General features: G+C 64.3%; 17 protein-coding genes and 1 tRNA gene. 8 read left to right on the forward strand and 10 right to left on the reverse strand.

All coding sequences use genetic code 11. The features are described from left to right. The first annotated feature begins 549 nt into the window (after positions 1 to 549). Together EN885_RS25265 and EN885_RS25270 are read left to right on the forward strand one after the other, a co-directional pair. Complete coding sequence (locus EN885_RS25265) at positions 550 to 1482, forward strand: lysylphosphatidylglycerol synthase domain-containing protein (RefSeq protein ID WP_127290625.1); 933 nt, start codon at positions 550 to 552, stop codon at positions 1480 to 1482. A gap of 537 nt (positions 1483 to 2019) precedes the next feature. Beyond that, a tRNA-Gln gene (locus EN885_RS25270) sits at positions 2020 to 2093 on the forward strand. Between the two features lie 186 nt (positions 2094 to 2279). Here the strand turns inward: EN885_RS25270 and EN885_RS25275 are convergent. Continuing rightward, a complete protein-coding gene (locus EN885_RS25275; protein WP_128243927.1) occupies positions 2280 to 2549 on the reverse strand; it encodes a hypothetical protein in 270 nt (89 codons plus the stop codon). Positions 2550 to 3150: 601 nt separating this feature from the next. Here EN885_RS25275 and EN885_RS25280 point away from each other — a divergent pair. Next, on the forward strand, positions 3151 to 3345 hold the full coding sequence (locus EN885_RS25280; RefSeq protein WP_245329883.1) for a hypothetical protein: 195 nt from the start codon (positions 3151 to 3153) through the stop codon (positions 3343 to 3345). Positions 3346 to 3783: 438 nt separating this feature from the next. On the opposite strand, the gene EN885_RS33885 is transcribed toward EN885_RS25280, so the two are convergent. The 9 genes from EN885_RS33885 to EN885_RS25330 form a co-directional block, all read right to left on the reverse strand. Then, entirely contained in the window at positions 3784 to 3933 is a 150-nt protein-coding gene (locus tag EN885_RS33885; RefSeq protein WP_206616848.1) for an HK97 family phage prohead protease, read from the reverse strand. 19 nt (positions 3934 to 3952) lie between these two features. Beyond that, the gene (gene metH, locus EN885_RS25290) at positions 3953 to 7762 is read right to left on the reverse strand and encodes a methionine synthase (RefSeq protein ID WP_128243925.1); all 3810 of its coding nucleotides are present in this window, start codon (positions 7760 to 7762) and stop codon (positions 3953 to 3955) included. A 369-nt stretch (positions 7763 to 8131) separates the two neighbouring features. After that, positions 8132 to 9205, reverse strand: coding sequence for an ornithine cyclodeaminase (locus tag EN885_RS25295; RefSeq protein WP_245493140.1), 1074 nt, complete (start codon positions 9203 to 9205; stop codon positions 8132 to 8134). A gap of 11 nt (positions 9206 to 9216) precedes the next feature. Further along, the gene (locus EN885_RS25300) at positions 9217 to 9846 is read right to left on the reverse strand and encodes an FMN-binding negative transcriptional regulator (RefSeq protein ID WP_128243924.1); all 630 of its coding nucleotides are present in this window, start codon (positions 9844 to 9846) and stop codon (positions 9217 to 9219) included. A 364-nt stretch (positions 9847 to 10210) separates the two neighbouring features. Then, a complete protein-coding gene (locus tag EN885_RS25310) occupies positions 10211 to 11092 on the reverse strand; it encodes a branched-chain amino acid ABC transporter permease (RefSeq protein ID WP_095485717.1) in 882 nt (293 codons plus the stop codon). 3 nt (positions 11093 to 11095) lie between these two features. Then, positions 11096 to 11800, reverse strand: coding sequence for an ABC transporter ATP-binding protein (locus EN885_RS25315; protein ID WP_128243922.1), 705 nt, complete (start codon positions 11798 to 11800; stop codon positions 11096 to 11098). A 4-nt stretch (positions 11801 to 11804) separates the two neighbouring features. Beyond that, positions 11805 to 12977, reverse strand: coding sequence for an ABC transporter substrate-binding protein (locus EN885_RS25320; RefSeq protein WP_128243921.1), 1173 nt, complete (start codon positions 12975 to 12977; stop codon positions 11805 to 11807). A 42-nt stretch (positions 12978 to 13019) separates the two neighbouring features. Beyond that, entirely contained in the window at positions 13020 to 14885 is a 1866-nt protein-coding gene (locus tag EN885_RS25325) for a branched-chain amino acid ABC transporter ATP-binding protein/permease (protein ID WP_245493141.1), read from the reverse strand. 14 nt (positions 14886 to 14899) lie between these two features. Next, a complete protein-coding gene (locus tag EN885_RS25330) occupies positions 14900 to 16066 on the reverse strand; it encodes an FAD-binding oxidoreductase (RefSeq protein ID WP_128243919.1) in 1167 nt (388 codons plus the stop codon). Between the two features lie 156 nt (positions 16067 to 16222). On the opposite strand from EN885_RS25330, the gene EN885_RS25335 reads away from it, so the two are divergent. Genes EN885_RS25335 through EN885_RS25355 form a run of 5 tightly spaced genes read left to right on the forward strand, consistent with a single transcriptional unit; the run spans position 16223 to position 21213 of the window. Next, a complete protein-coding gene (locus tag EN885_RS25335) occupies positions 16223 to 17176 on the forward strand; it encodes a MurR/RpiR family transcriptional regulator (protein ID WP_126106946.1) in 954 nt (317 codons plus the stop codon). Continuing rightward, on the forward strand, positions 17173 to 17820 hold the full coding sequence (locus tag EN885_RS25340) for an isochorismatase family cysteine hydrolase (protein ID WP_095485711.1): 648 nt from the start codon (positions 17173 to 17175) through the stop codon (positions 17818 to 17820). The genes EN885_RS25335 and EN885_RS25340 overlap by 4 nt, the downstream gene beginning before the upstream one ends. Next, positions 17817 to 19139: a glutamine synthetase gene (locus EN885_RS25345; RefSeq protein WP_128243918.1), complete on the forward strand. Its 1323-nt coding sequence runs from the start codon at positions 17817 to 17819 to the stop codon at positions 19137 to 19139. The genes EN885_RS25340 and EN885_RS25345 overlap by 4 nt, the downstream gene beginning before the upstream one ends. Next, the gene (locus EN885_RS25350) at positions 19139 to 19906 is read left to right on the forward strand and encodes an N-formylglutamate amidohydrolase (RefSeq protein ID WP_128243917.1); all 768 of its coding nucleotides are present in this window, start codon (positions 19139 to 19141) and stop codon (positions 19904 to 19906) included. The genes EN885_RS25345 and EN885_RS25350 overlap by 1 nt, the downstream gene beginning before the upstream one ends. Then, positions 19903 to 21213: an aspartate aminotransferase family protein gene (locus EN885_RS25355; protein WP_127290599.1), complete on the forward strand. Its 1311-nt coding sequence runs from the start codon at positions 19903 to 19905 to the stop codon at positions 21211 to 21213. Before EN885_RS25350 ends, EN885_RS25355 begins: the two co-directional genes overlap by 4 nt. The last annotated feature ends 27 nt before the right edge of the window (positions 21214 to 21240 follow it).

Below are 21240 nucleotides of genomic sequence, written 5' to 3' on the forward strand. Positions count from 1 at the left end.
GCATACTGGCCGCCTGCGCTTACAATCTGCGCACCATGATTGGCGTCCTCTATCCACCCGATGAGAGGCGGACATGAGGGAGGAGTGCGTCCACAATCCGGCAGGATGGCTGCCTAAACCGACAAAGGCCCCGCAAGGGCCGCGGAAAACCGCTCTGCCGGCCTTCAAAAAGGCCCTCACTGACCACCGAAATCCACTTCGCTCCCCGTGCAAAGCCCTCCTTGTGGGAGAAGGTGGCCGAGCCCACGGGTCTTGCCTCCGGCAAGCCCGAGGACAGGCTCCGCTCGGTCGGATGAGGGGTGTTCCAGCTTGGCAAGGCCTCATTTCTTCCAACACCCCTCTTCCGTCTCGGCGCTACGCGCCGATCCACCTTCTCCCACAAGGGGAGAAGGGAAGAAGAGGCCGCAGCAGCGCGCCTTGCCGGTTGAATAGCCGGCTTCGATAAGGCATTTCTGAAATGGCGGGGATGGAACATTCGGAATCGCGGACAGTTTTCCCGACGCGAACCGAAAAAGGGGCAACGGGGCTGCAACGCATGATCGTCACGTCATGAATTGGAGGCGCTATTTCTGGCCGGTCGTCGGCATTGCGGCGGTCGTCTTCTCGCTGTGGCTGCTGCTGCACGAGCTGCGCGGCATTTCGCTCGACGACGTCTGGGACGGCATCGTCGCCATCCCTGCCCGCGGCTGGGTACTCGCCGCGCTGAGCTCGGTCATCGCCTATGCGTCGCTGGCCGGCTACGACCACATAGCGCTCCTGCATATCGGCAGACGAGTCTCCTGGCTGTTCGTCACCCTGTGCTCCTTCACCACCTACGCGCTGTCGCACAATATCGGCGGCTCGGTGTTTTCCGGCGCCGTGATCCGCTACCGCGCCTATGGCACAAGGGGGCTGACCGGGCAGGATGTCGGCGTCCTGGTAGCGATCTGCTGGATCACATTCGTGCTGTCGACGATCCTCGTCTCCGGCCTCGTGCTGGTCTTCGAGCCGGAGATTATCGGCCGGTTCTCCGGCGCGCCGCACCATGGCCTGACGATTGCCGCGGGCGTCGCCATGCTGCTGCTGGTGGCGGCCTATGTCTTCGGCAGCTGGCTGCATCTCCGGCCGCTGAAGATCGGCAGCTTCCAGGTTCATTATCCGGCCCTGCCGATCGTCGCGCGGCAATTGCTGATCGGCCCGATCGAGCTTCTGGCAGCGGCGGCGATCATCTTCTTCGCCCTGCCCGTATCAGGCAATCCCGGCTATTTCGTCGTGCTCGGCGTCTTCCTGGTGTCGTTCTCGATCGCGCAGATCTCGCATGCGCCGGGCGGGCTCGGCGTGTTCGAGGTGGTCTTCCTCGCCGGCCTGTCGCACATGGACCCGGTCGGCGTGCTGGCCGCACTCCTGGTGTTTCGGCTGTTCTACCTGATCATCCCGCTGGTGATCGCGCTCAGCGTGGTGCTGTACTTCGAGCATTCGCAGCTCGGGCGGGGTGGGAAGTGAGATGCCGGGCAATCGTTTCAGACGGTGATGCGCGAAGAATGGGGAAGAGGGCCGCAACGCTGAGTGAGGCGCGGCCCCCTGCTGTTCAACGCCGCGACGCCCAGAGGTAACGGCATGGATCCTAGGGTCTCCGCAACGTCGCTTCGCTCCTGCTCCGCCCTAGGATGACGAAGGCGTGTTGGCTTACGGCTAGTCGCAAATGTTGAAAATTAGCACCGGTCGCAAACCAAGCTGACGCTAATGGCAAATCTCCAACCTTGGAGATTGGCCGAAACTACACTCCTTTCGTCATCCTAGGGCGAAGCGACGTCGCGCAGACCCTAGGATCCATGCCGTTACAGTGGCCGAAGAACGCAGCGATGCAGTGGCTTCACTGTCTCGTCGAGGAATGTGTAAGGGTAAGGGACGCATCAAAAACCTGACGCGATTGCCCCAAATGAAGCATGGCACAGGCTTGACTATTTTCCGGCGGCGGCTACAAGGCACGCGCGGCGCCATCGCCGCCCTGCCCGCGCGGTTTTCTTCAACCGCGCCTGCTGGGGAATAGGTTAACGGTAGACCCACGGACTCTGACTCCGTTAGTCCTGGTTCGAATCCAGGTTCCCCAGCCAAACAAAATCAAGCACTTAGCTGCCTAAATCGCCAAAAACCATGTTGCTAGCGCTGGAATTGGCAGCAACATAAGCCATTGATTTGTAAGGCTTGGTAATGAGCGGAGGCTGCGAATAGCAACATGGCGACATGAAAAACTCCCGTCGGAGCGGGGTTTTGTCGTTTGCCGGTGCTTCGCCCACCAGCTAGGCCGCAAGTTCGGCGGCCCATTCCGGTGTTAACAAGCAAACCGCCCAAGCCGCGTCATCGATCGGCTTGAGGCTACCCAATATCATCCTGTCTCTATTCGGATCCACGGTTGCGAATGAGCGCACGCCGTAAACATCTCCTAGCTTTCCGGCTTTCGCTCGAGACAGCACCAGCGACGGCATGGGCTGGTCGCGGTGTGTGATCCATGCCCGTAGTTCGAATTGCCAGTCGGCGTCGATGCCGGCAGCGTTTACGTGGAAGTTCATTTGCAAGTCTCCAGGTTGCGGCTCTCACAAAGCCAAGCCGGAAGTGGCACCGGCAGCCGGTGGTGTGAGACGACCTGGAAATCGCCGGCAAGCTTTTAGGTCTCGACCTTGGACATAGCTATGCCACCCCGGCCAAGGTCTGGTCCGCCGCCGCGTCGACCCATGTGACCCTTCCCTCGCCAGAAAGCATGGCGGAGAATCGAAGCTGACGCAAGAGCAATATCTTGTAAGATATTGAAATCATAAGGCATTTTCGCCTTAAAAGTCCAGTCGTGATATGCGAAACCGCCTACTTGCTGATTGTGCTTGTAATTTCGAGGCGGGCCGGGCGTGAGGCTGAAGGGCTAGCGCGGGTCTCCTCACCGAACGTCGACCATTGCCGCCGCGTACTTCGCATGTTTCGATTACATTAGATTTAGCTAAAATATTAAACAGCCAGTCGAGCGCGCGCCCCGAAGACTCGCTGGTCAGGCCCAGCGGCCTCACCCCCTAACCAAGCCGCTGGGCCGCCCCAGAGCGAAGCGTGCTGTCGCTGTACATTAGCGACCTTCGGAACTGCCTGGCGCTATGCCGCGTTAATCTTCTGAATCGGGAGATAGCTGTGCAAAAAAAAGACTATCGAACGAACAGAGCCGACTATGCGATTGCCGCGAAGCATGGCCGCGCGACCGCTGAGGGTGATGAGCTGCCGGCGAGAAAAAAGAAGTCCCTGTTGGCAAGGGATCGGCGATCTGAAAAGTTGACTGAAAATCCGTCGGAAAGCGCGCCAGAACCGAAAGCCAGAACGCGCGGTTAGATTTTTTGAAAGCGGCGCCGACCGCATTCACTTCCCTACTCGTCATGACGAACAGTGTTCGTTCGAATGATGCTACTCCGTTGCCTTGAGCGCAAGTTTTTGGTCAGCCAGCACAGCGCCTCCTCTTAAGCTCGCTGGTGGTCAAGGCCCGCGATGAAACGGCCAATCAAATACTATCTTAAGCGCCACGTGCGCTACGATCCGGACCTGCTGCCCCGCACGGGGCACAGGTACAAGCCAGCCAAACCGGCCCACGATGCCGTATGGCCCAATGTCATCTCGGCAATTGCTATTGCCGGTTTCTTCCTCGCGTTCATCTGGAGCTAAGACGATGCGATCAATGGACACCACGCACACGCTGATCTAGCTCCATCTTCATGCGCACCTTCGTTGCAGCATTGCTACGGCGAAAGGCCGCAAGGCTGCGCTGGTCGCTTGTTAGGCTGGGAAGCCGGTAAGCGCTACCTCCAACAGATCGATGCCGGTCAGCGTTCTAAGCGGCAGCCCTGAGGTTTCTGTCCAATCCTCGGCCCTGGCCATGAATCCAGACGACATGCCGGTTGGCGTCTCGACGTCGAACCAGCCCAAGGGCCGTCTGCGACTATGCTCACGCGGCCGCATCCAGCCCCTGCGCCGGCACATAGTTGAGGATCGGCCCGAGCCAGCGCTCGACCTCGGCTAGTGGCATGGCCTTGCGCCGCGCATAGTCCTCGACCTGGTCGCGTTCGACCTTGGCCACGCCGAAATAATAGCTTTCGGGATGCGACAGGTAGATGCCGGACACCGAGGAGCCCGGCCACATCGCAAAGCTCTCGGTCAGGCTCACGCCCGCATTGCGCTCGCCGTCGAGCAGGCGGAAGAGCGTCGCTTTCTCGGTGTGATCGGGCTGCGCCGGATAGCCGGGCGCAGGGCGGATGCCGCGATAGGGTTCGCCGATCAGCGCGTCCGGTGCCAGATCCTCGTCCGGCGCATAGGCCCAGAAGTCCTTGCGCACGCGTTCGTGCATGCGCTCGGCGAAGGCTTCGGCAAAGCGGTCGGCCAGCGCCTTGACCATGATCGACGAGTAGTCGTCGTTCGCCCGCTCGAAGCGCTCGGCGATCACCGCTTCCTCGATGCCAGCGGTGACGATGAAGCCGCCGAGATAGTCGGCCTTGCCGCTGTCGGCAGGCGCAACGAAATCCGACAGCGCGACGTTCGCCTTGCCGTCGCGCTTGGTTAGTTGCTGGCGCAGCGTGTAGAAGGTCGCCAGCTCCTGCGATCGCTTATCGTCCGTGAACAGCCTGATATCGTCGCCGACGGTATTCGCCGGCCACAAGCCGATCACGCCCTTCGGCGCGAACCATTTTTCGGCGATGATCTTGGCCAGCATCGCCTGGGCGTCCTCGAAAAGCTGGCGTGCCGCCGGCCCTTGGGCCTCGTCGTCGAGGATTTTTGGATAGCGCCCCTTCAGCTCCCAGGTCTGGAAGAATGGCGTCCAGTCGATATAGCGCGCCAGCTCGGCCAGATCCCAGCCTTCGAAGATTTTCAGGCCGAGGAAGGACGGCTTCGGCGGCTCATAGGCCGACCAGTCGATCCTGTGGGCATTGGCCCGCGCCTTGGCCAGCGGCAGGCGCTGCTTGTCGGCTTCGCTGCGCGCGTGCGCATCGGCAACCTTCTTGTACTCGGCACGGACGTTGTCGACATAGCCGCCCTTGGTCTCGTTCGACAGCAGCGCCGACACCACGCCGACCGCGCGGCTGGCATCGGTGACGTAGACCGTCTGGCCCCTGGCATAGCGCGGATGGATTTTTACCGCCGTGTGCACACGGCTGGTCGTCGCGCCGCCGATCAGAAGCGGAATGTCGAAACCTTCGCGCTCCATCTCGGCGGCCATGTGCGCCATCTCGTCGAGCGAAGGTGTGATCAGGCCGGACAGGCCGATAATGTCGACCTGTTGCTCGCGCGCCGTCTGCAGGATCTTCGCCGCCGGCACCATGACGCCGAGGTCGATGATCTCGTAATTGTTGCAGGCGAGAACCACGCCGACGATGTTCTTGCCGATGTCGTGGACATCGCCCTTCACCGTCGCCATCAGGATCTTTCCGGCGGTCTGGCGCTCGCCGGTCTCGACGCCGTTGGCGGCGTTCGCCAGCTTCTCCGCCTCCATGTGCGGCAGCAGGCCCGCCACCGCCTGCTTCATGACGCGGGCGGACTTCACCACTTGCGGCAGGAACATTTTTCCCGCGCCGAACAGATCGCCGACGACATTCATTCCTGCCATCAAAGGACCTTCGATGACATGCAGCGGGCGCTCGGCGGCAAGTCGCGCTTCGTCCGTGTCCGCGTCGATGAATTCGGTGATGCCGTTGACCAGCGCGTGCGAAATGCGCTGCTCGACCGGCCAGTCGCGCCAGGCGAGATCGCGTTCCTGCGCCTCCTTGCCCGCCGTGCCTTTGAAGCGCTCGGCGAGTTCCAGCATGCGTTCGGTCGCTGTGCCGCCGCCCTTCGGCTGACGGTTGTTGACGACATCCTCGCAGGCTTCGCGCAGTTCCGGATCGATCGTGTCGTAGACGGCAAGCTGCCCGGCGTTGACGATGCCCATGTCCATGCCGGCCTGGATGGCATGGTAGAGGAACACGGCATGCATGGCCTCGCGCACCGGCTCGTTGCCGCGAAACGAGAAGGAGAGGTTCGACACGCCGCCCGAGATATGGACATGGGGAAGCGTCGCGGTGATCTGCCGTGCGGCTTCGATGAAGTCGACGCCGTAATTGTTGTGCTCGTCGATGCCGGTGGCGATGGCAAATATGTTCGGATCGAAAACGATGTCCTCGGGCGGGAATCCGGCCTGCTCGGTCAAGAGCTTGTAGGCGCGGGTGCAGATTTCGACCTTGCGCGCTTGGGTGTCGGCCTGGCCGTCCTCGTCGAAGGCCATGACGACCACCGCCGCGCCATACGCGCGGACGAGCTTCGCATGGTGCAGAAAGGCTTCCTCGCCCTCCTTCATCGAGATGGAGTTGACCAGCGGCTTGCCCTGCACGCATTTCAGGCCGGCTTCGATGATCTCCCATTTGGAGCTGTCGATCATCACGGGAACGCGGGCTATGTCAGGCTCGGCGGCGATCAGGTTGAGGTATTCGACCATCGCCCTCTTCGAATCGATCAGGCCCTCGTCCATGTTGATGTCGATGATCTGCGCGCCGTTGGCGACCTGATCGCGGGCGACGTCGAGCGCGGCGGCATAGTCGCCCGCCGTGATCAGCTTCCTGAATTTCGCCGAGCCGGTGACGTTGGTGCGCTCGCCGACATTCACGAACGGAATTTCGTCGGTCAGCGTGAACGGCTCGAGCCCCGACAGGCGCATCTTCGGTTCGATGACGGGAACAGCGCGCGGCGGGTATTTCTTCACCGCCTGTGCGATGGCGCGGATGTGGTCCGGCGTCGAGCCGCAACAGCCGCCGACGATGTTGACCAATCCGTCGCGCGCAAAATCCTCGATCTGCGCGGCCATGAATTCCGGGCTCTCGTCATAACGGCCGAATTCATTGGGCAGGCCGGCATTGGGATAGGCACAGACAAAGGTGTCGGCGACGCCTGATATTTCGTCCAGATGCGCGCGCATGGCTTTGGCGCCCAGCGCGCAATTAAGGCCTATCGTGAACGGGTTGGCGTGACGGACCGAGTGCCAGAAAGCCGTCGGCGTCTGGCCGGACAGCGTGCGGCCGGACAGGTCCGTGATCGTGCCGGAGATCATGATCGGCAGATGCACGTCCTTCTCGATGAAGATCTCGTTGCAAGCGAAGATCGCCGCCTTGGCGTTCAGCGTATCAAAAATGGTCTCGATCAGGATGATGTCGGCGCCGCCGTCGATGAGACCGCGCAGCTGCTCGCCATAGGCGAGGCGCAATTCATCGAACGTCACGGCGCGGTAGCCGGGATTGTTGACATCCGGCGACATCGAGGCGGTGCGGTTGGTCGGTCCCAGCGCACCGGCGACGAAGCGACGCTTGCCGTCCTCCTGCTGTGCCCTCACCGCTGCCCTGCGCACCAGCCGCGCACCATCGCGGTTCAGCGCGTAGACCGCGTCCTCCATGCCGTAATCCGCCTGGGCGATGGCGGTCGAGGAGAAGGTGTTGGTTTCAAGGATATCCGCGCCTGATATGGCGTATTGATAGTGAATCTCCTCGATCGCCTTGGGCTGCGTCAGGATCAGCAGATCGTTGTTGCCTTGCTGGTGGCATGCGCACTCCGCGAATTTGTCGCCACGGAAGTGGTTCTCGTCGAAGCCGAGGCCCTGGATCTGCGTGCCCATGGCGCCGTCGAGGATGAGGATGCGTTCGCGCGCCGCCGCCGTCAGTGCTGCAAGGACTTCCGATCCGTCGGGCTTGGCCGCGACGGGGCCGAACAGGTCGTCCAACGATGATGGGTTTTGCGACATATTTCATCCTCGGCGCGACAGTCGCGCCTAAGTCACATAAAGACATCTTTATGTCAATATACGCCGTTGTTGTACCAAGAGCAATCGCTTCAGGTTCGCGCTTCCCTCAGCCATCTGCGTTTCAGCGTTGGTGGTTGGCGAAAGCCGAAGTGTCATCCGATCTCCCCCCTTGCGGGGGAGATGTCCGGCAGGACAGAGGGGGTGGGAAGGATCGCCAACTCGACTTCAGCCATTCCAACCGGTAACCAGGCTGAGGGTGTCGCCGCGATCGACTGACAGGCCGGAGGGACAGCACCCCCCTCTGCCCTTCCGGGCATCTCCCCCGCAAGGGGGAGATCGGCAGCTTCGCCGCCGGCGCTACACCGCCGCCTACCCCGCCTTAGCCACCACCGCCGCCCTGAGCAACATCCCGAACAGGTCGCGCGGCTCGTCGGGGTCGGCCAGCATGTCGAGTTCCTGGTAGAGGCCGGTCGAGCGCAGCTGGTCCCTGATATAGCGCAGCGCCGAGAAATCCTCGATGGCGAAGCCGACCGAATCGAACAGCGTGATCTGGGCCGGGTCGCGCCGGCCTTGTACGACGCCGGTGATGACCTGCCACAGCTCGGTCACGGGATGGTCCGGAGCAAGCTGCTGGATCTCGCCCTCGATGCGGGTCTGCGGCGGGTACTCGACGAAGATGTCGGAGCGCAGCAGGATATCGCGATGCAGTTCAGTCTTCCCTGGACAATCGCCGCCAACCGCATTGATGTGCACGCCCGAGCCGACCATGTTGTCGGTGAGGATGGTGGCGTACTGCTTGTCGGCGGTGACGGTAGTGATGATCTCAGCCCCTTCGACGGCCTCTTCGGTAGAGCGGCAGGCGACCATTTCGAAGCCAAAACCAGCGAGATTGCGGATGCACTTTTCCGTCGCCGAGCGGTCGATGTCGAAGAAGCGCAGCTTGCGCACACCCAGCAAGGCCTTGAAGGCCAGGGCCTGGAATTCCGCCTGGGCGCCATTGCCGATCAGCGCCATGCAGTCAGCGCCGGGTGGCGCCAGATGCTTGGCCGCGAGCGCCGACATCGCCGCGGTGCGCAGCGCGGTCAGGATGGTCATTTCCGACAGCAGCACGGGGTAGCCATTGTGGACGTCGGCCAGCATCCCGAAGGCGGTCACGGTCTGGCGGCCCTCGCGCATGTTCTTGGGGTGGCCGTTGACATATTTGAAGCCGTAGACCTCGCCGTCGCTGGTCGGCATCAGCTCGATGACGCCCTCGGCGCTGTGGGAGGCGACGCGCGGCGACTTGTCGAAGGCCTCCCAGCGGCGGAAGTCATCCTCGATATAGACGGCAAGCTCGGCGAGGAAACGCTCGACCCCGATCTTCAGCACCAGCTTCATCATGTGGTCGACGCTGACGAAAGGGACGATGTTGAGATTGGGGATCACTTTTGTCCTTGCCCGCATTCTTGCGACCGTCAGTCCTTGCGATGCGCGTTGTGCGCCTTCATCATCGTCGCCAGTGCCGGATCGCTCCGCTCCAGCGTGCCGATCGCGGCATTGGTGTCGTACAGCCGCTCGTCCTGCCCCATTTTGAATTTGGCCTCGAGCCGTTCGATCGGCAGGTGGAAGCCAAGGATGTGCGGTATGCGCCGCTCCATGCCGCCCGGCCCGAGCTCGCGCATGCGCCAGCGGTCGGCGCGGTCCTTTTCCAGCACGTCGACGAGCCGCAAGAGGTGCCGGGCGGTGGCGTGATCGTCGAGTCGCGCCGGCCGGCCGTGGCAATGGACGACGGCGAAGTTCCAGGTCGGCGCGCTGTCGCGCGCCGGGTTGCGCGGATACCAGGACGGCGAGATATAGCCATGCGGCCCGTGGAAGATTGCGATCGTCTCCCGGCCCTCCGCAATCAACGCGCTGTGCGGGTTCTGCCGGGCCAGATGCGACACCAGCGTGCCGTTCGCTCCCCGCTTTCGGTCGAGCACGATAGGCAGATGCGAGGCGACGAGTCCCTCCGGCCCTGACGTCACCACCGTGGCGAAGGCCGCCGCCTCGATCAGGCCGAAGACGTCGTCCTGCGAGAGCGGCGCGAATTCGGGCTTGGTGTACATTATGGGGCTAGTTCCTCGACATGAGTGATCTTGACAGTCGCTGCCGTGCTGGCCATCTCCAACGTTCGGGATTGGCCGAGGCTTCTCCAACTTCGTCATCCCTGGGCGAAGCAGGAGCGGAGCTCCGTCGCGGAGACCCTGGGATCCATGCCGTAATCTTGGCCGAAGGGCGCCGCGGAGCAGAATTCTGCACCGTAGCAGCGCTCTGAAGTCGCGGCATGGATCCTGGGGTCTGCGCCGCGTCGCTTCGCTCCTTGCTCCGCCCCAGGATGACGAAGCGATGGGTGTTTTCAGCCAATCTCCAAGGCTTGCGATCTGCCAACGTAAGCACTATCCGACCTTTCAGAACTTTTGCACTAAGGAACTAGCTTCTCTGCACGCGAACCGCCGGGATCAGGCCTTGCGGCCGCACCAGCAGCACGGCGATGACGCCGGAGAGCACGATGGCGTCGCGATAAGGTGCGACCGCTGCCGGCAGCGTCGCCTGCAGCAGCACTTCGATGATGCCGAGCAGGAAGCCGCCGGCGACCGCGCCCGGCAGGCTGCCCAGCCCACCGACGACCGCGGCGATGAAGGCCTTCAGCACCGGGGTGAACCCCATCAGCGGATCGACGGAAGCGCGCTGCGCCACCCACAGCATCGCCGCCAGCCCGGCCAGCAGGCCGGAGAGCAGGAAGGCGGTGGCGATGATGCGGCTGGCCGGGATGCCCATCAGCCGGACGACATTGAAATCCTCGGCCGCGGCGCGCATCGCCGTGCCGGTCACGGTGCGGCGCAGGAAGAGTTCCAGCGCAATCAGGGCCAATGCCGAGACGACGATGGAGATGCTCGGGCCGACGCCGATGGTGAAATCGCCGAACGAGAAGGCGCCGGTCATCCAGCTGGGCATGGCGACGGCCTGCGGCCGGGCCGAGATGCCGTTCTGGAAGACGACCTTCAGCAGGCTCGAAACGGCGAAGCTGGTCAGAAGCAGGCTGGTGACGCTGGCGCCGCGCATCGGCCGGAAGGCGACGCGTTCCATGGCAACTGCCGCGAGCGCGCCGCAGGACACGGCGACGAGCACCGCCGCCGGAAACGGCAGACCGAAAACCAGCGCGGCAAGCAAGGCATAGCCCGACAGTGTCATCAGCTCGCCATGGGCGAAGTTGATCAGGCCGACGATGGAAAAGACGATCGCCAGCCCCAGTGCCAGCAGCGCATAGACGCCGCCGAGGCTCACCGCATTGATGATCTGCTGCGCGATCATGGTTCAGGCTCCGAGATAGGCTTGGCGGACAAGGTCCGAGGTGGCGAGCTCCTTCGCGGTGCCCGACAGCACCACCTCGCCATTGGCGAGCACGATGGCGCGGTCGGCGATCTCCAGCGCCAGCGCCACGTTCTGCTCGACCAGAAGGATGGTCAGGCCGTTGCGGCGCAATTCGGCGATCAGGTCGAAGACGGTGTCGATCAGCTGCGGGGCAAGGCCGAGCGACGGCTCGTCGAGCAGCACCATGCGCGGTTTGCCCATCAATGCGCGGGCGATGGCCAGCATCTGCTGCTCGCCGCCGGAGAGATTGCCACCCTTGACGCGATGGTAGCGCCGCAGAATCGGAAACAGCTCCAGCATCTCCTCTTCGCGCGCCCTCGCCTCCACGGCCGGCAGGTGCATCGCGCCGCCGAGACGCAGATTGTCGGCCACGGTCAGGCCAGCGAAGATGCGCCGGCCCTCCGGCACCAGCGACACGCCCTTGCGGGCGATCGCCTCCGGCGCCAGGCCGGTGATGTCGACGCCGTCGAAGACCACTTTCCCCGACACAGCCGGCACCAGCCCGGCGATGGCGCCGAGTGTCGAGCTCTTGCCGGCGCCATTGGCGCCGACCAGCGCGATGATCTCGCCACTGTCGACGGCAAGATCGACGCGGCGCACCGCCTCGACCTCGCCGTAGCGTATTTTCAGGGCTTCGACGCTCAGCATGATGTCACGGCGCCGGCACGTCGGCGGCGTCGGGGATCAAGGTCTGGATGTGCTTGCCCTCGCCGCTCTCATAGCGCATCAGCGCCACAGGCCTCAGCGGCATGCGGTCGGTGCCGGCATAGGTGATCTTGCCGGTGATGCCGTCAAAGTCCTTGAGGCCGGCGATGGCATCGCGGATCGCCTTGGGATCATCGGAGCCGGCCGTCTTGACCGCCTGGTCGAGGATCAGCCCGATCTCGTAGCCATTCACCTCATAGGTCGATTCCGGCGCGTGGCCGGCATATTTTGTGAAGGCGGCGTTGAAGGCCTCCAGCTTGCTGCCCGGCTCGGCATAGCCGGCCGCCGTGTAGACGACGCCGTCGACCAGTTTGCCCAACCCCTTGATGGTCGGCGTGCCGATGGCGTCGGCGCCATAGACCGGAATGGTGACGCCGGCGCCGCGCAATTGCTGGATGAAGGCCGGGAAATCAGGCTCGTAGGCGGCCGTCATGATCAGGTCCGGCTGGTCGGCGAGGCTCTTGATGTTGGTGATCTCGGCAGAAAAGTCCGGCTGGCCCATGGTGAAAGTACCGCGGCCGACGACAGCGCCGCCCTTCTTTTCAAACACCTTGCCGAAATATTCGGGCAGGTTGGCGGTGTAGGTGGAATCCGGCGACGTCAAGAGAAAGACCTTCTTCTTGCCTTCGGCGACGGCGAAGTCGGCGACCGCGGTCGCCTGCACATTGTCGGCCGGATAGGTGCCGAACATGACGTCGCCGACCGCGGCGGTGAGCACCGGGGCGGAGCCGCACAGCGTCAATGTCGGAATGCCGAGCGGCTGGGTGAGCTGGCCGGCCGAGATCGAGGGGTCGGCGTCACACGGCGTGATCATGATCTTGGCGCCGGCGTCGATCAGTTCCTGCGCGACGGTGGCGGTCTGCGCCGTGTCGGAGCGGGTGTCCTTGATGAACAGCTTGACGGTGTATTTGCCTGCGAGACCGCCCTTGGCGTTGAGTTCGTCGAGCGCCATGCGCAGACCGGCAAGTGCCGGCTGGTCGTAGGGAGCAAGGCCGCCGGTCTGCGCGGTCGCGGCGCCAATGATGATCTCCTCGGCGGAAGCCGTGGAAACGATGGCGACAGTCGTGCCGAACACCGCCGCATAAAGAGCGGCGCGGTGAAGGCGATAAAGCTTTGGCATGTCGGTTCTCCTTCTGGATTTGTTATCGTTGGCTATGCGGTTTCACTTGTAGGCGTTACGTTTAGGCGTTTCGTTGGCAGGCGTTTCTTGTCCCGTCTTGGCGCGAGCGGTGCGGCTGCCGAGGTAGGCGGCGATGACGGCAGGGTTCTTCTGCACCTCGGCCGGCGTGCCGTCGGCGATGACGCGGCCATGGTCGATGACGACGATGCGTTCGCACAGGTTCATCACCAGCCGCATGTCGTGCTCGATCAGGACGACACCGATGCGCCGCTCGGCGCGGACGGCCGAGAGGATGGAAACCAGCTCGGCGGTCTCGACCGCGTTCATGCCGGCGGCGGGCTCGTCGAGCAGCAGGAAGCGCGGTTTCAGCGCCAGCGCCCGCGCCACCTCCAGCCGGCGGCGTTGGCCGTAGGCGAGCCTGGCGGCGGGCTGATCGGCAAATTTCTCCAGGCCCATGCGGGAAAGCTCGCGCATCGCGGCCGCCTCGGCACTGGCAAGGTCGGGCTCGACCGAGCGGGCGGCGACCACGACATTTTCCACCACGGTCATCTGCGGGAAGACGCGGATGTTCTGGAAGGTGCGGGCAACGCCGGAGCGGGCGAAGCGGAAGGCCGAAGCCTGCCTCACCGAACCGCCGATCGACACGCTGCCGGCGCTCGGCTCGACGTCGCCGGCGAGCATGTTGAGCAGCGTCGTCTTGCCGGCGCCGTTCGGGCCGATGATGCCGGTGATGCTGTCGGTGTCGAAGGCGAGCGTGACGTCGTCGACGGCGACGACGCCGGCATAGCGCCGCGACAGACGATCGGCCGCCAGCCGATCCTGCTCGGCGTGCATCAGCGGCGCGGCCGGGACCGTCGCGGCCTGGCGTCCGGGCCGGCGCAAAAGGTTCAGCTCGCGCTCGCCGAACAGGCCGGTCGGCCGCCGCCAGATGACCAGGATCATGGCGATGGCAAGCACGCCCTGGGTCAGGCCGAACAGCACCGGCAGATGCAGGCCGAACACCTCGCCGCCGCCTTCGAAGCGACGCACCACCTCGATAACGACGATGGTGACGACGACGCCGGCAAAGGCGCCGAGCGAGGAGCTCATGCCACCGACGATCAGCATGGCCAGCAAGGTGAAGCCGAGGTCGAAATAGAAGTCGCGCGGCGAAAAGGCGCCAAGGAACTGCGCCATCATGGCGCCCGCGGCCATGGCGGCGACCGCGCCCACAACCCAAGCGGCCAGCCGCGAGGTGCGCTGGTCGACGCCGACGGCGGCGGCACCGCGCTCGTCATTGGCGGCGGCGCGGGTGGCAAGGCCGAAGGCAGTCTCGCGGAACAGCCTAGCCACGACCAGCGCCACCGAAGCGACGCCGATAGCGGTCCACAGACCGACCTCGCGCGGCACGCCGTAAAAGGGCTGGCTGCCGCGGGTGATCTCGCGTCCGGCAACCAGTAGCGTGTAGACGATGATCAGCATGGCGAGCGTGGCGATGGAAGCGCTCGATCCGGACAGCCTGAGCAGAGGCGTGCCGGTCAGCAGGCCGATGACGATCGCAAGGATCAGCACGACGGCGAGCGCGGCGAAGAAGGAGAGTTCATAGCCAGCGAGAAACTGCGGCAGGTCGCGCAACGCGGTGCGCTGCAGCGCCGCCGGCATGGTCAGGATGCCGGTGGCATAGGCGCCGAGACCGACAAAGGCGGCGTGGCCGAAGGAGACGATGCCGCTGTTGCCGGAGAATATCTGCAAGCCGAGCACCGCCGTCAGCATGATCGCGGCATAGGTGACGACGCGCTGCATGGCGGCGCCGCCGAAGAAGAAGACAATGAGCCCCGCCAGCAGCAGCACCGCCACCATGCAAAGCGCATCGGCTGAGGCGTTGCGGAACGCGGCCGGCATGAAGGACCGGCTCGGGCTTTCGCTCATCGCCACCTGCGCCATCACGCAGCCTTGAAGCGGCTGGGCGAGAATGGCGCCAGGATCGGCTGGGCGCCTTCGGTGATCAGCCTGGCCACCGCTTCGCCGACCGCCGGGCCGGTCTTGAAGCCATGGCCCGAGGAGCCGGCCGAAACGAACAGCCCATCGACGCCTGACATAGCGCCGATCACCGGCAGGTCGTCGGGGCTCATGTCGTAGAGCCCGGCATAGCCGGGGCGGATGCCGAGATCGGCCATCGCCGGCACGCGCGTCGCGAAGGTCTCGAGGATCTCGACCGATTCCGATTCCTCGACGCCTTCCATGTAGTCGTCCGGATTTTCGACGAAACGCGGCCGGCCTGCGTGCTCATGACGCAAGCCGGTGCCGCCGCCGGCCCAGGTGCCGGCAAGGATTACGCCGTCATTGTCGGGCCGCGCATAGTTGCAGGAGACGTCGTCGCACCAAGCGAAAGGCATGATTTGGCGCGCCTTGCCGGCGGCGTCGAGCACGGCCATCGGGTGGCGCTCGACATGCAGAGGCAGATCGAGGCCGACCGTCGCCAGCAGCCGGCGTGTCCATGGCCCGGCGGCGAGCACCACGGCATCGGCCTTCAGCACCGTTCCATCGGCGAGCGCGACGCCGCTGATGCGGTCGCCCTCTTTCACCAGCCGTTCGACGAGGCTGTTCTGCATGATCCTGGCACCGCGTGCCTTGGCGGCGCGGGCAATTGCATTGGTTGCGCCGAAGGCGTCGGCATAGCCGTACTCGGGCTCCCATAGCGCCAGCGCGACATTGTCCAGCGCAAAGCCGGGCGCAGCATCGGCGAAGGCTTGCGGCGACAGCGTCTCGAGCAATGCGCCCTCGCCGCGAATCCGTTCGGCGGCGGCCTTCCAGCTCGCTTCATTGTCGTTGCCGCAGACCCACATCATGCCGATCTCGGTGACGAAGGCGCCCTCGCCTGATATCTCCGGCAAGGACACAAGGATCTCGCGGCCACGAATGGCAAGCTGCGACAGTTCCGGCATCAAATAGAAGGCGTGCAGCAGCGCCGAGGACTTGCCGGACGGCCCGCCGGCCGGATGCGTCTGTTCGACAAGCGTCACCGTCACGCCGGCCGCGGCCAGTTGATAGGTCGCGCTCGATCCGACGATACCCGCGCCGACGACAATGACGTCGCTTCCGTTCCGCATGGCTGTTCCCCACAGTCTCTTGGCTGCTTTCCAACAAAGCTAAGACCAGTCGTCCGGTTATGTCAACATCTCTTCATTGTTGACCGCAATTAAAATCTCTGTAATAAACTCGACACAACGAGGCAGGTAAGCCCAACACCGATTTTGGGGAGGCCAATGTCGATACGCGATGTTCTGATGCGCGGGGATTTTGCGCTGACGCCGTCGGAGGAAAAGATCGTCCGGCTGCTTTTGACCGACTATCCGACCTCCGGCCTCGGCACCGCTTCGTCACTCGCCCGGCGCGCCGGCGTCAGCGACCCGACCGTGGTCAGGCTGGTGGTGAAGCTCGGCTATGATGGCTTTCCGGACTTCCAGGCGAAGCTTCTGGCCGAAGTCGAGGCCAGGCTGCATTCACCCCTGCTTATGATGGAAGCCAAGCGGCCGACAGGCGCGGAAGACAGCGCCATCCTCGCCTATCTCGGCTCGGTCGGTGCTGCGCTCGAGAAATCGGTCAGCCTGACGCCGTTGCAGAGCTACGAGCGCGCCGCCCGTTTGCTGATGGAAGCCAAGGGCGAGGCGGTCATGCTCGGCGGCCGTTTCAGCCGCCATATCGCCAGCATGTTCGCCGGCTACATGCTGCAATTCAGGCCGGGTGTGCGCGACCTCGGCACGTTGTCGGCACAGGCCTTCGACACGCTGGCCGATCTTGGCCGCCGCGACGTGCTGGTCGTTTTCGATTATCGCCGCTACCAGTTCGACGTCATCGACTACACCCGGCAGGCGGCGGCGCGCGACGTGCGCATCGTGCTGTTCACCGATCAATGGCTGTCGCCGATCGCCGATCTCGCCGAGGTCACCATCGTCAGCCCGCTGGAAGTCGCCTCCCCATACGACACGCTGGCGCCGGCGATTGCGCAGATGGAGGCGCTGGTCGCCCATATCGTGTCCACGCTAAGCGATGGCGCCCGCGAACGCATCGAAAAGTTGGAGGAGGTGCGGCATGCGAATGCCGTGACCCTCGACAGTGCCGGCCCCGAAGAAACCGGGACACGCAGGATGCCCGGGCCCAAATCAGCCCAACCTAAATCAGTCCAATCCAAATCAGTGAAGCAGGACCAGAAAGCATGACGCAGGCATTGCCAAAACGAAACGAGCCCTTCCGGGCCGGCGAAACCGCGCTGCTTCTGGTCGACATGCAACGTGTTTGGCTGGAGCCCGGCGCCGATCCGGCGCATCCGGAGCGCGGCCCTGACCACTATTTCTACCGGCAGACGGCGTCGCAGACGATCCCCAACCAGGAACGCCTGCTGGCGGCCGCCCGCGCCAATGGCGTCGAGGTGATCCACACCATCATCCAGAGCTTAACGGAAGACGGCCGCGACTGCTCGCTCGACCACAAGCTGACGCCGATCCATATCGCGCCCAGCCGGCCGGAAGGCCTGCCAGTGTCGTCGCTGGCCCCGGTTGGCGACGAGATCATGCTGCCGAAGACGTCGTCTGGCGTCTTCAACTCGACCAACATCGATTATGTCTTGAAGAACCTCGGCGTGCGTTACCTGATCGTTGCCGGCATCATGACCGACCAGTGCGTCGACATGGCGGTGCGCGACGCCGCCGATCGCGGCTACCTCGTCACCTGCGTGTCTGATGCCTGCGCGGCCGCCACGCAGGAGCGCCATGATGGTGCCCTCAAGGCGTTTGGCGGCTATTGCTGGGTCACTGATACCGCCACCATAGCCGCCCGCTTCGAAGCCTTGGGAAAACCTGCATGACATCGACCGTCGAACCGCTCGTTGCCGTCGTCACCACCGATCTCTCCGCCATCACGCGCGGCCGCTCGGTCGTCGAAAGCAAGCTGCAGAAGATCGCCGCCACCGGCGTCGGCTGGCTGCAGGCCAATCTGTCGCTGACGCCGTTCAATTCCATCGTCGATCCCAATCCCTGGGGCTCCTCCGGCGATGTGCGGCTGGTGCCTGACCTCAACGCCCGTTTTCGGACAGTGCTGACCGGATCGGCGACAGCCTTCGATATGGTCGCCGGCAACATCGTCGAACTCGACGGCAGCCCATGGGTCGGCTGCACACGCACCATGCTCATAGATGCGCTGGCGGAGTTGAAGGCCGCAACCGGGCTTTCCGTCGTCGCCGCCTTCGAGCATGAATTCCATATCGCCGACGCCGACTTCGCGCCGGCTCATTCTATGTCGTTCGCCGCGCTACGCCGCGCCGACCCGTTTGCTCCCAATTTGATGGCGGCGCTGGAAGAAGCGGGCGTCGCACCCGAAGTGGTCATCGCCGAATTCGGCACCGACCAATTCGAGGTGACGCACGAGCCAACCGATGCGCTTGCCGCAGCCGACCGCGCTGTCGCCATCCGAGAAATCACCCGCGAAGTCGCGCGCAGTGCCGGCTGGCGCGCCAGCTTCACGCCGAAAGCCGCTCCCGACGCCGTCGGCAACGGCGTCCACATCCATTTCAGCTTCGTCGATGCGGCCGGCAAGCCGGCGACCTACGACCCAGCACGACCGGGCGGCCTTTCCAGCCAGGCCGGCGCCTTCTGTGCCGGGGTGCTTCGCCATCTGCCTGGTATCACCGCGATGACGGCGGCGAGCGTGTCATCCTACTACCGGCTGAAGCCGCATAGCTGGAGCTCGTCCTACACCTGGCTTGCCGATCGCGACCGTGAGGCGTCCTTGCGCATCTGCCCGACGGTGACGATCGGCGGGCGCGACCCGGCGCGGCAATACAACATCGAATACCGGGCCGCCGACGCCACCGGCAATCCCTATCTGTCACTGGCGGCCATCGTGCGCGCGGGACTGGAAGGGCTGAAGGCAAAGCTGCCGACGCCGCCGCTGGTGACTGGCGACCCGACGCTGATGAGCGAGACGGAGCGCAAGAAGCTTGGCCTCGTACGCCTGCCGGAAACCCTGCCGGCGGCGCTCGACGCGCTCGCCACCGACAGCACCGTAACCGGATGGTTCGCACCGGTCTTCGTCGAGACCTTCGTCGGCCTCAAGCGGCATGAGACCGAGCGCCTTGCCGGTCTCGATCCGGTGGCTGTCTGCGACCTCTACCGGACGCTTTATTGATGGCTGCGCAGCTTGCAACTGGGTGGCCGGCTGCCGTCGACGTGCTCAACGAAAATGGCCGCTCCGACATCGTGCTGTTGTGCGAGCATGCGTCCAACCACATTCCGGCGGAGTATGGACAGCTCGGGCTCGATATCGGCCATTTGCAGCGCCACATCGCCTGGGACATCGGCGCCGCCGAAGTGACGCGCCGTCTGTCGGTGCTGCTCGATGCGCCGGCCTTCCTCAGCGGCTATTCGCGGCTGCTGATCGACCTCAACCGGCCGCTGGGCACGAGCGGCAGCATTCCGGTGCTCTCCGAAGACACCGATATTCCCGGCAATATCGGGCTCGATCCGTCCGAGCGGGCACGGCGCACCGAAATCATGTTCGCGCCTTTCCATGACCAGGTGGCCGCCCATCTCGACCGCCGGGCGAAGGACGGCAGGCCGACGCGGATCGCGACGATCCACAGCTTCACGCCGGTCTTCCTCGGGGTTCCCAGGCCCTGGCATGCCGGCGTGCTTTACGATCGCGCCGGAGATTTCGGTGAAACGATCCTTTCCAGCCTGCGCATCGACACAGCTCTCAACGTCGCGGCGAATGTGCCTTACGTGATCAGCCGCGATGCCGACTACGCCGTGCCCATCCATGGCGACGATCGCGGCATTCCCGCCGTCCTCATCGAGATCCGGCAGGATCTGTTGTCGAGCCGCTCCGGCATCGAGGCGTGGGCGAACCGTCTGGCCGCCGCCTTGCCCGCGCAGCAGAAGGAGAAGGCGTCATGAGCAATCTGCGCGAGCGCGACGCGGCAACCATCGCCCAAATCGGCAAGCTGCGTTTCTCGCCGCTGAGCGTCGTCGGCGGCCAGGGCAATCGGCTGATCGAGGAAGGCGGCCGCTCGCTGCTCGACCTGTCCGGCTCGGCCGGTCCGGCAATCCTCGGTTACGGCCATCCGGCCATCGTCGCCGCGGTCGAAGCGTCGATCCGCGACATGGCGGGCGCCAGTCTCCTGCTCTACCCGAACGAACCAGCAGTTTCGCTGGCCGAGCGGCTGCTGGCGATCACACCGGGCAACGGCGAACGGCGCGTCTGGTTCGGCCATTCCGGGTCGGACGCCAATGACTGCGCCGTGCGCGTTCTGCAGGCCGCGACAGGCCGCTCGCGCTTCATCTCCTTCATCGGCTCCTATCACGGCAATCTCTCCGGCTCGATGGGCATCAGCGGCCATACCGCCATGACCCACACGCTGCCGAGGCCAGGGGTGCTTTTGCTCCCCTACCCCGATCCGTACCGGCCGCAGTTCAGCGCCGAGGCTGTTCTTGCTCTCCTCGACTACCAGTTCGAGACCACCTGCCCGCCGCATCAGGTGGCTGCCGTATTCATCGAGCCACTGATGTCGGATGGCGGGCTGATCGTGCCGCCGCCCGGCTTCCTCAAAGCGTTGCAAGAGCGTTGCCGCAGGCACGGCATCAGAATAGTCGTCGACGAGGTCAAGGTCGGGCTGGCCCGCAGCGGCATGATGCACTGTTTCCAGCACGAAGGACTGACGCCCGATCTGGTCGTGTTCGGCAAGGGTATCGGCGGCGGCCTGCCGCTTTCGGCTGTTATCGGCCCGAAGGAGATCATGGATCACGCGCCGGCCTTCGCGCTGCAGACGACCGCCGGCAATCCCGTGGCGACGTCCGCCGGCAACGCTGTGCTGAAAACAATCGACAGCGAAGGCCTGGTCGAACGCTCGGCGCGCGTCGGCACGCTGTTTACAGATGCGCTGCGGGCGCTCGGCGCAAAACACGAGATCATCGGCAACGTGCGCGGGCGTGGCCTTGCCGTCGGTGTCGATCTGGTCAAGGACCGCAAGACACGCGAGCCGGTCGCGGCGACGACGACGGCCAAGATCATCTATCGCGGCTACGAACTGGGTGCGGCCTTCACCTATGTCGGGCTGAAGGCCAATGTGCTCGAATTCATGCCGCCGCTGACGCTGACCGAGCACGAGGTGGCTGAGGGCGTGGCCATCGTCGACCAGGCGATCGCCGACGTGATGGCAGGCAAGGTCTCCGACGCGGACGTCGCTTCCTTCATGATGTGGTAGGCGGGGGCCAGATGAAGGGCGGCGCCC

It is taken from the genome of Mesorhizobium sp. M6A.T.Cr.TU.014.01.1.1 (assembly GCF_004022765.1).
In the GTDB taxonomy this organism is placed as follows: Bacteria; Pseudomonadota; Alphaproteobacteria; order Rhizobiales; family Rhizobiaceae; genus Mesorhizobium; species Mesorhizobium mediterraneum.

Bases quoted from the DNA above. Each gene is read 5' to 3' on its own strand.
- EN885_RS25265 (WP_127290625.1), top strand. From the start codon at position 550: ATGAATTGGAGGCGCTATTTCTGGCCGGTCGTCGGCATTGCGGCGGTC.
- EN885_RS25275 (WP_128243927.1), bottom strand. From the start codon at position 2,549: ATGAACTTCCACGTAAACGCTGCCGGCATCGACGCCGACTGGCAATTC.
- metH (WP_128243925.1), bottom strand. From the start codon at position 7,762: ATGTCGCAAAACCCATCATCGTTGGACGACCTGTTCGGCCCCGTCGCG.
- EN885_RS25295 (WP_245493140.1), bottom strand. From the start codon at position 9,205: ATGCGGGCAAGGACAAAAGTGATCCCCAATCTCAACATCGTCCCTTTC.
- EN885_RS25300 (WP_128243924.1), bottom strand. From the start codon at position 9,846: ATGTACACCAAGCCCGAATTCGCGCCGCTCTCGCAGGACGACGTCTTC.
- EN885_RS25310 (WP_095485717.1), bottom strand. From the start codon at position 11,092: ATGATCGCGCAGCAGATCATCAATGCGGTGAGCCTCGGCGGCGTCTAT.
- EN885_RS25315 (WP_128243922.1), bottom strand. From the start codon at position 11,800: ATGCTGAGCGTCGAAGCCCTGAAAATACGCTACGGCGAGGTCGAGGCG.
- EN885_RS25320 (WP_128243921.1), bottom strand. From the start codon at position 12,977: ATGCCAAAGCTTTATCGCCTTCACCGCGCCGCTCTTTATGCGGCGGTG.
- EN885_RS25325 (WP_245493141.1), bottom strand. From the start codon at position 14,885: ATGAGCGAAAGCCCGAGCCGGTCCTTCATGCCGGCCGCGTTCCGCAAC.
- EN885_RS25330 (WP_128243919.1), bottom strand. From the start codon at position 16,066: ATGCGGAACGGAAGCGACGTCATTGTCGTCGGCGCGGGTATCGTCGGA.
- EN885_RS25335 (WP_126106946.1), top strand. From the start codon at position 16,223: ATGTCGATACGCGATGTTCTGATGCGCGGGGATTTTGCGCTGACGCCG.
- EN885_RS25340 (WP_095485711.1), top strand. From the start codon at position 17,173: ATGACGCAGGCATTGCCAAAACGAAACGAGCCCTTCCGGGCCGGCGAA.
- EN885_RS25345 (WP_128243918.1), top strand. From the start codon at position 17,817: ATGACATCGACCGTCGAACCGCTCGTTGCCGTCGTCACCACCGATCTC.
- EN885_RS25350 (WP_128243917.1), top strand. From the start codon at position 19,139: ATGGCTGCGCAGCTTGCAACTGGGTGGCCGGCTGCCGTCGACGTGCTC.
- EN885_RS25355 (WP_127290599.1), top strand. From the start codon at position 19,903: ATGAGCAATCTGCGCGAGCGCGACGCGGCAACCATCGCCCAAATCGGC.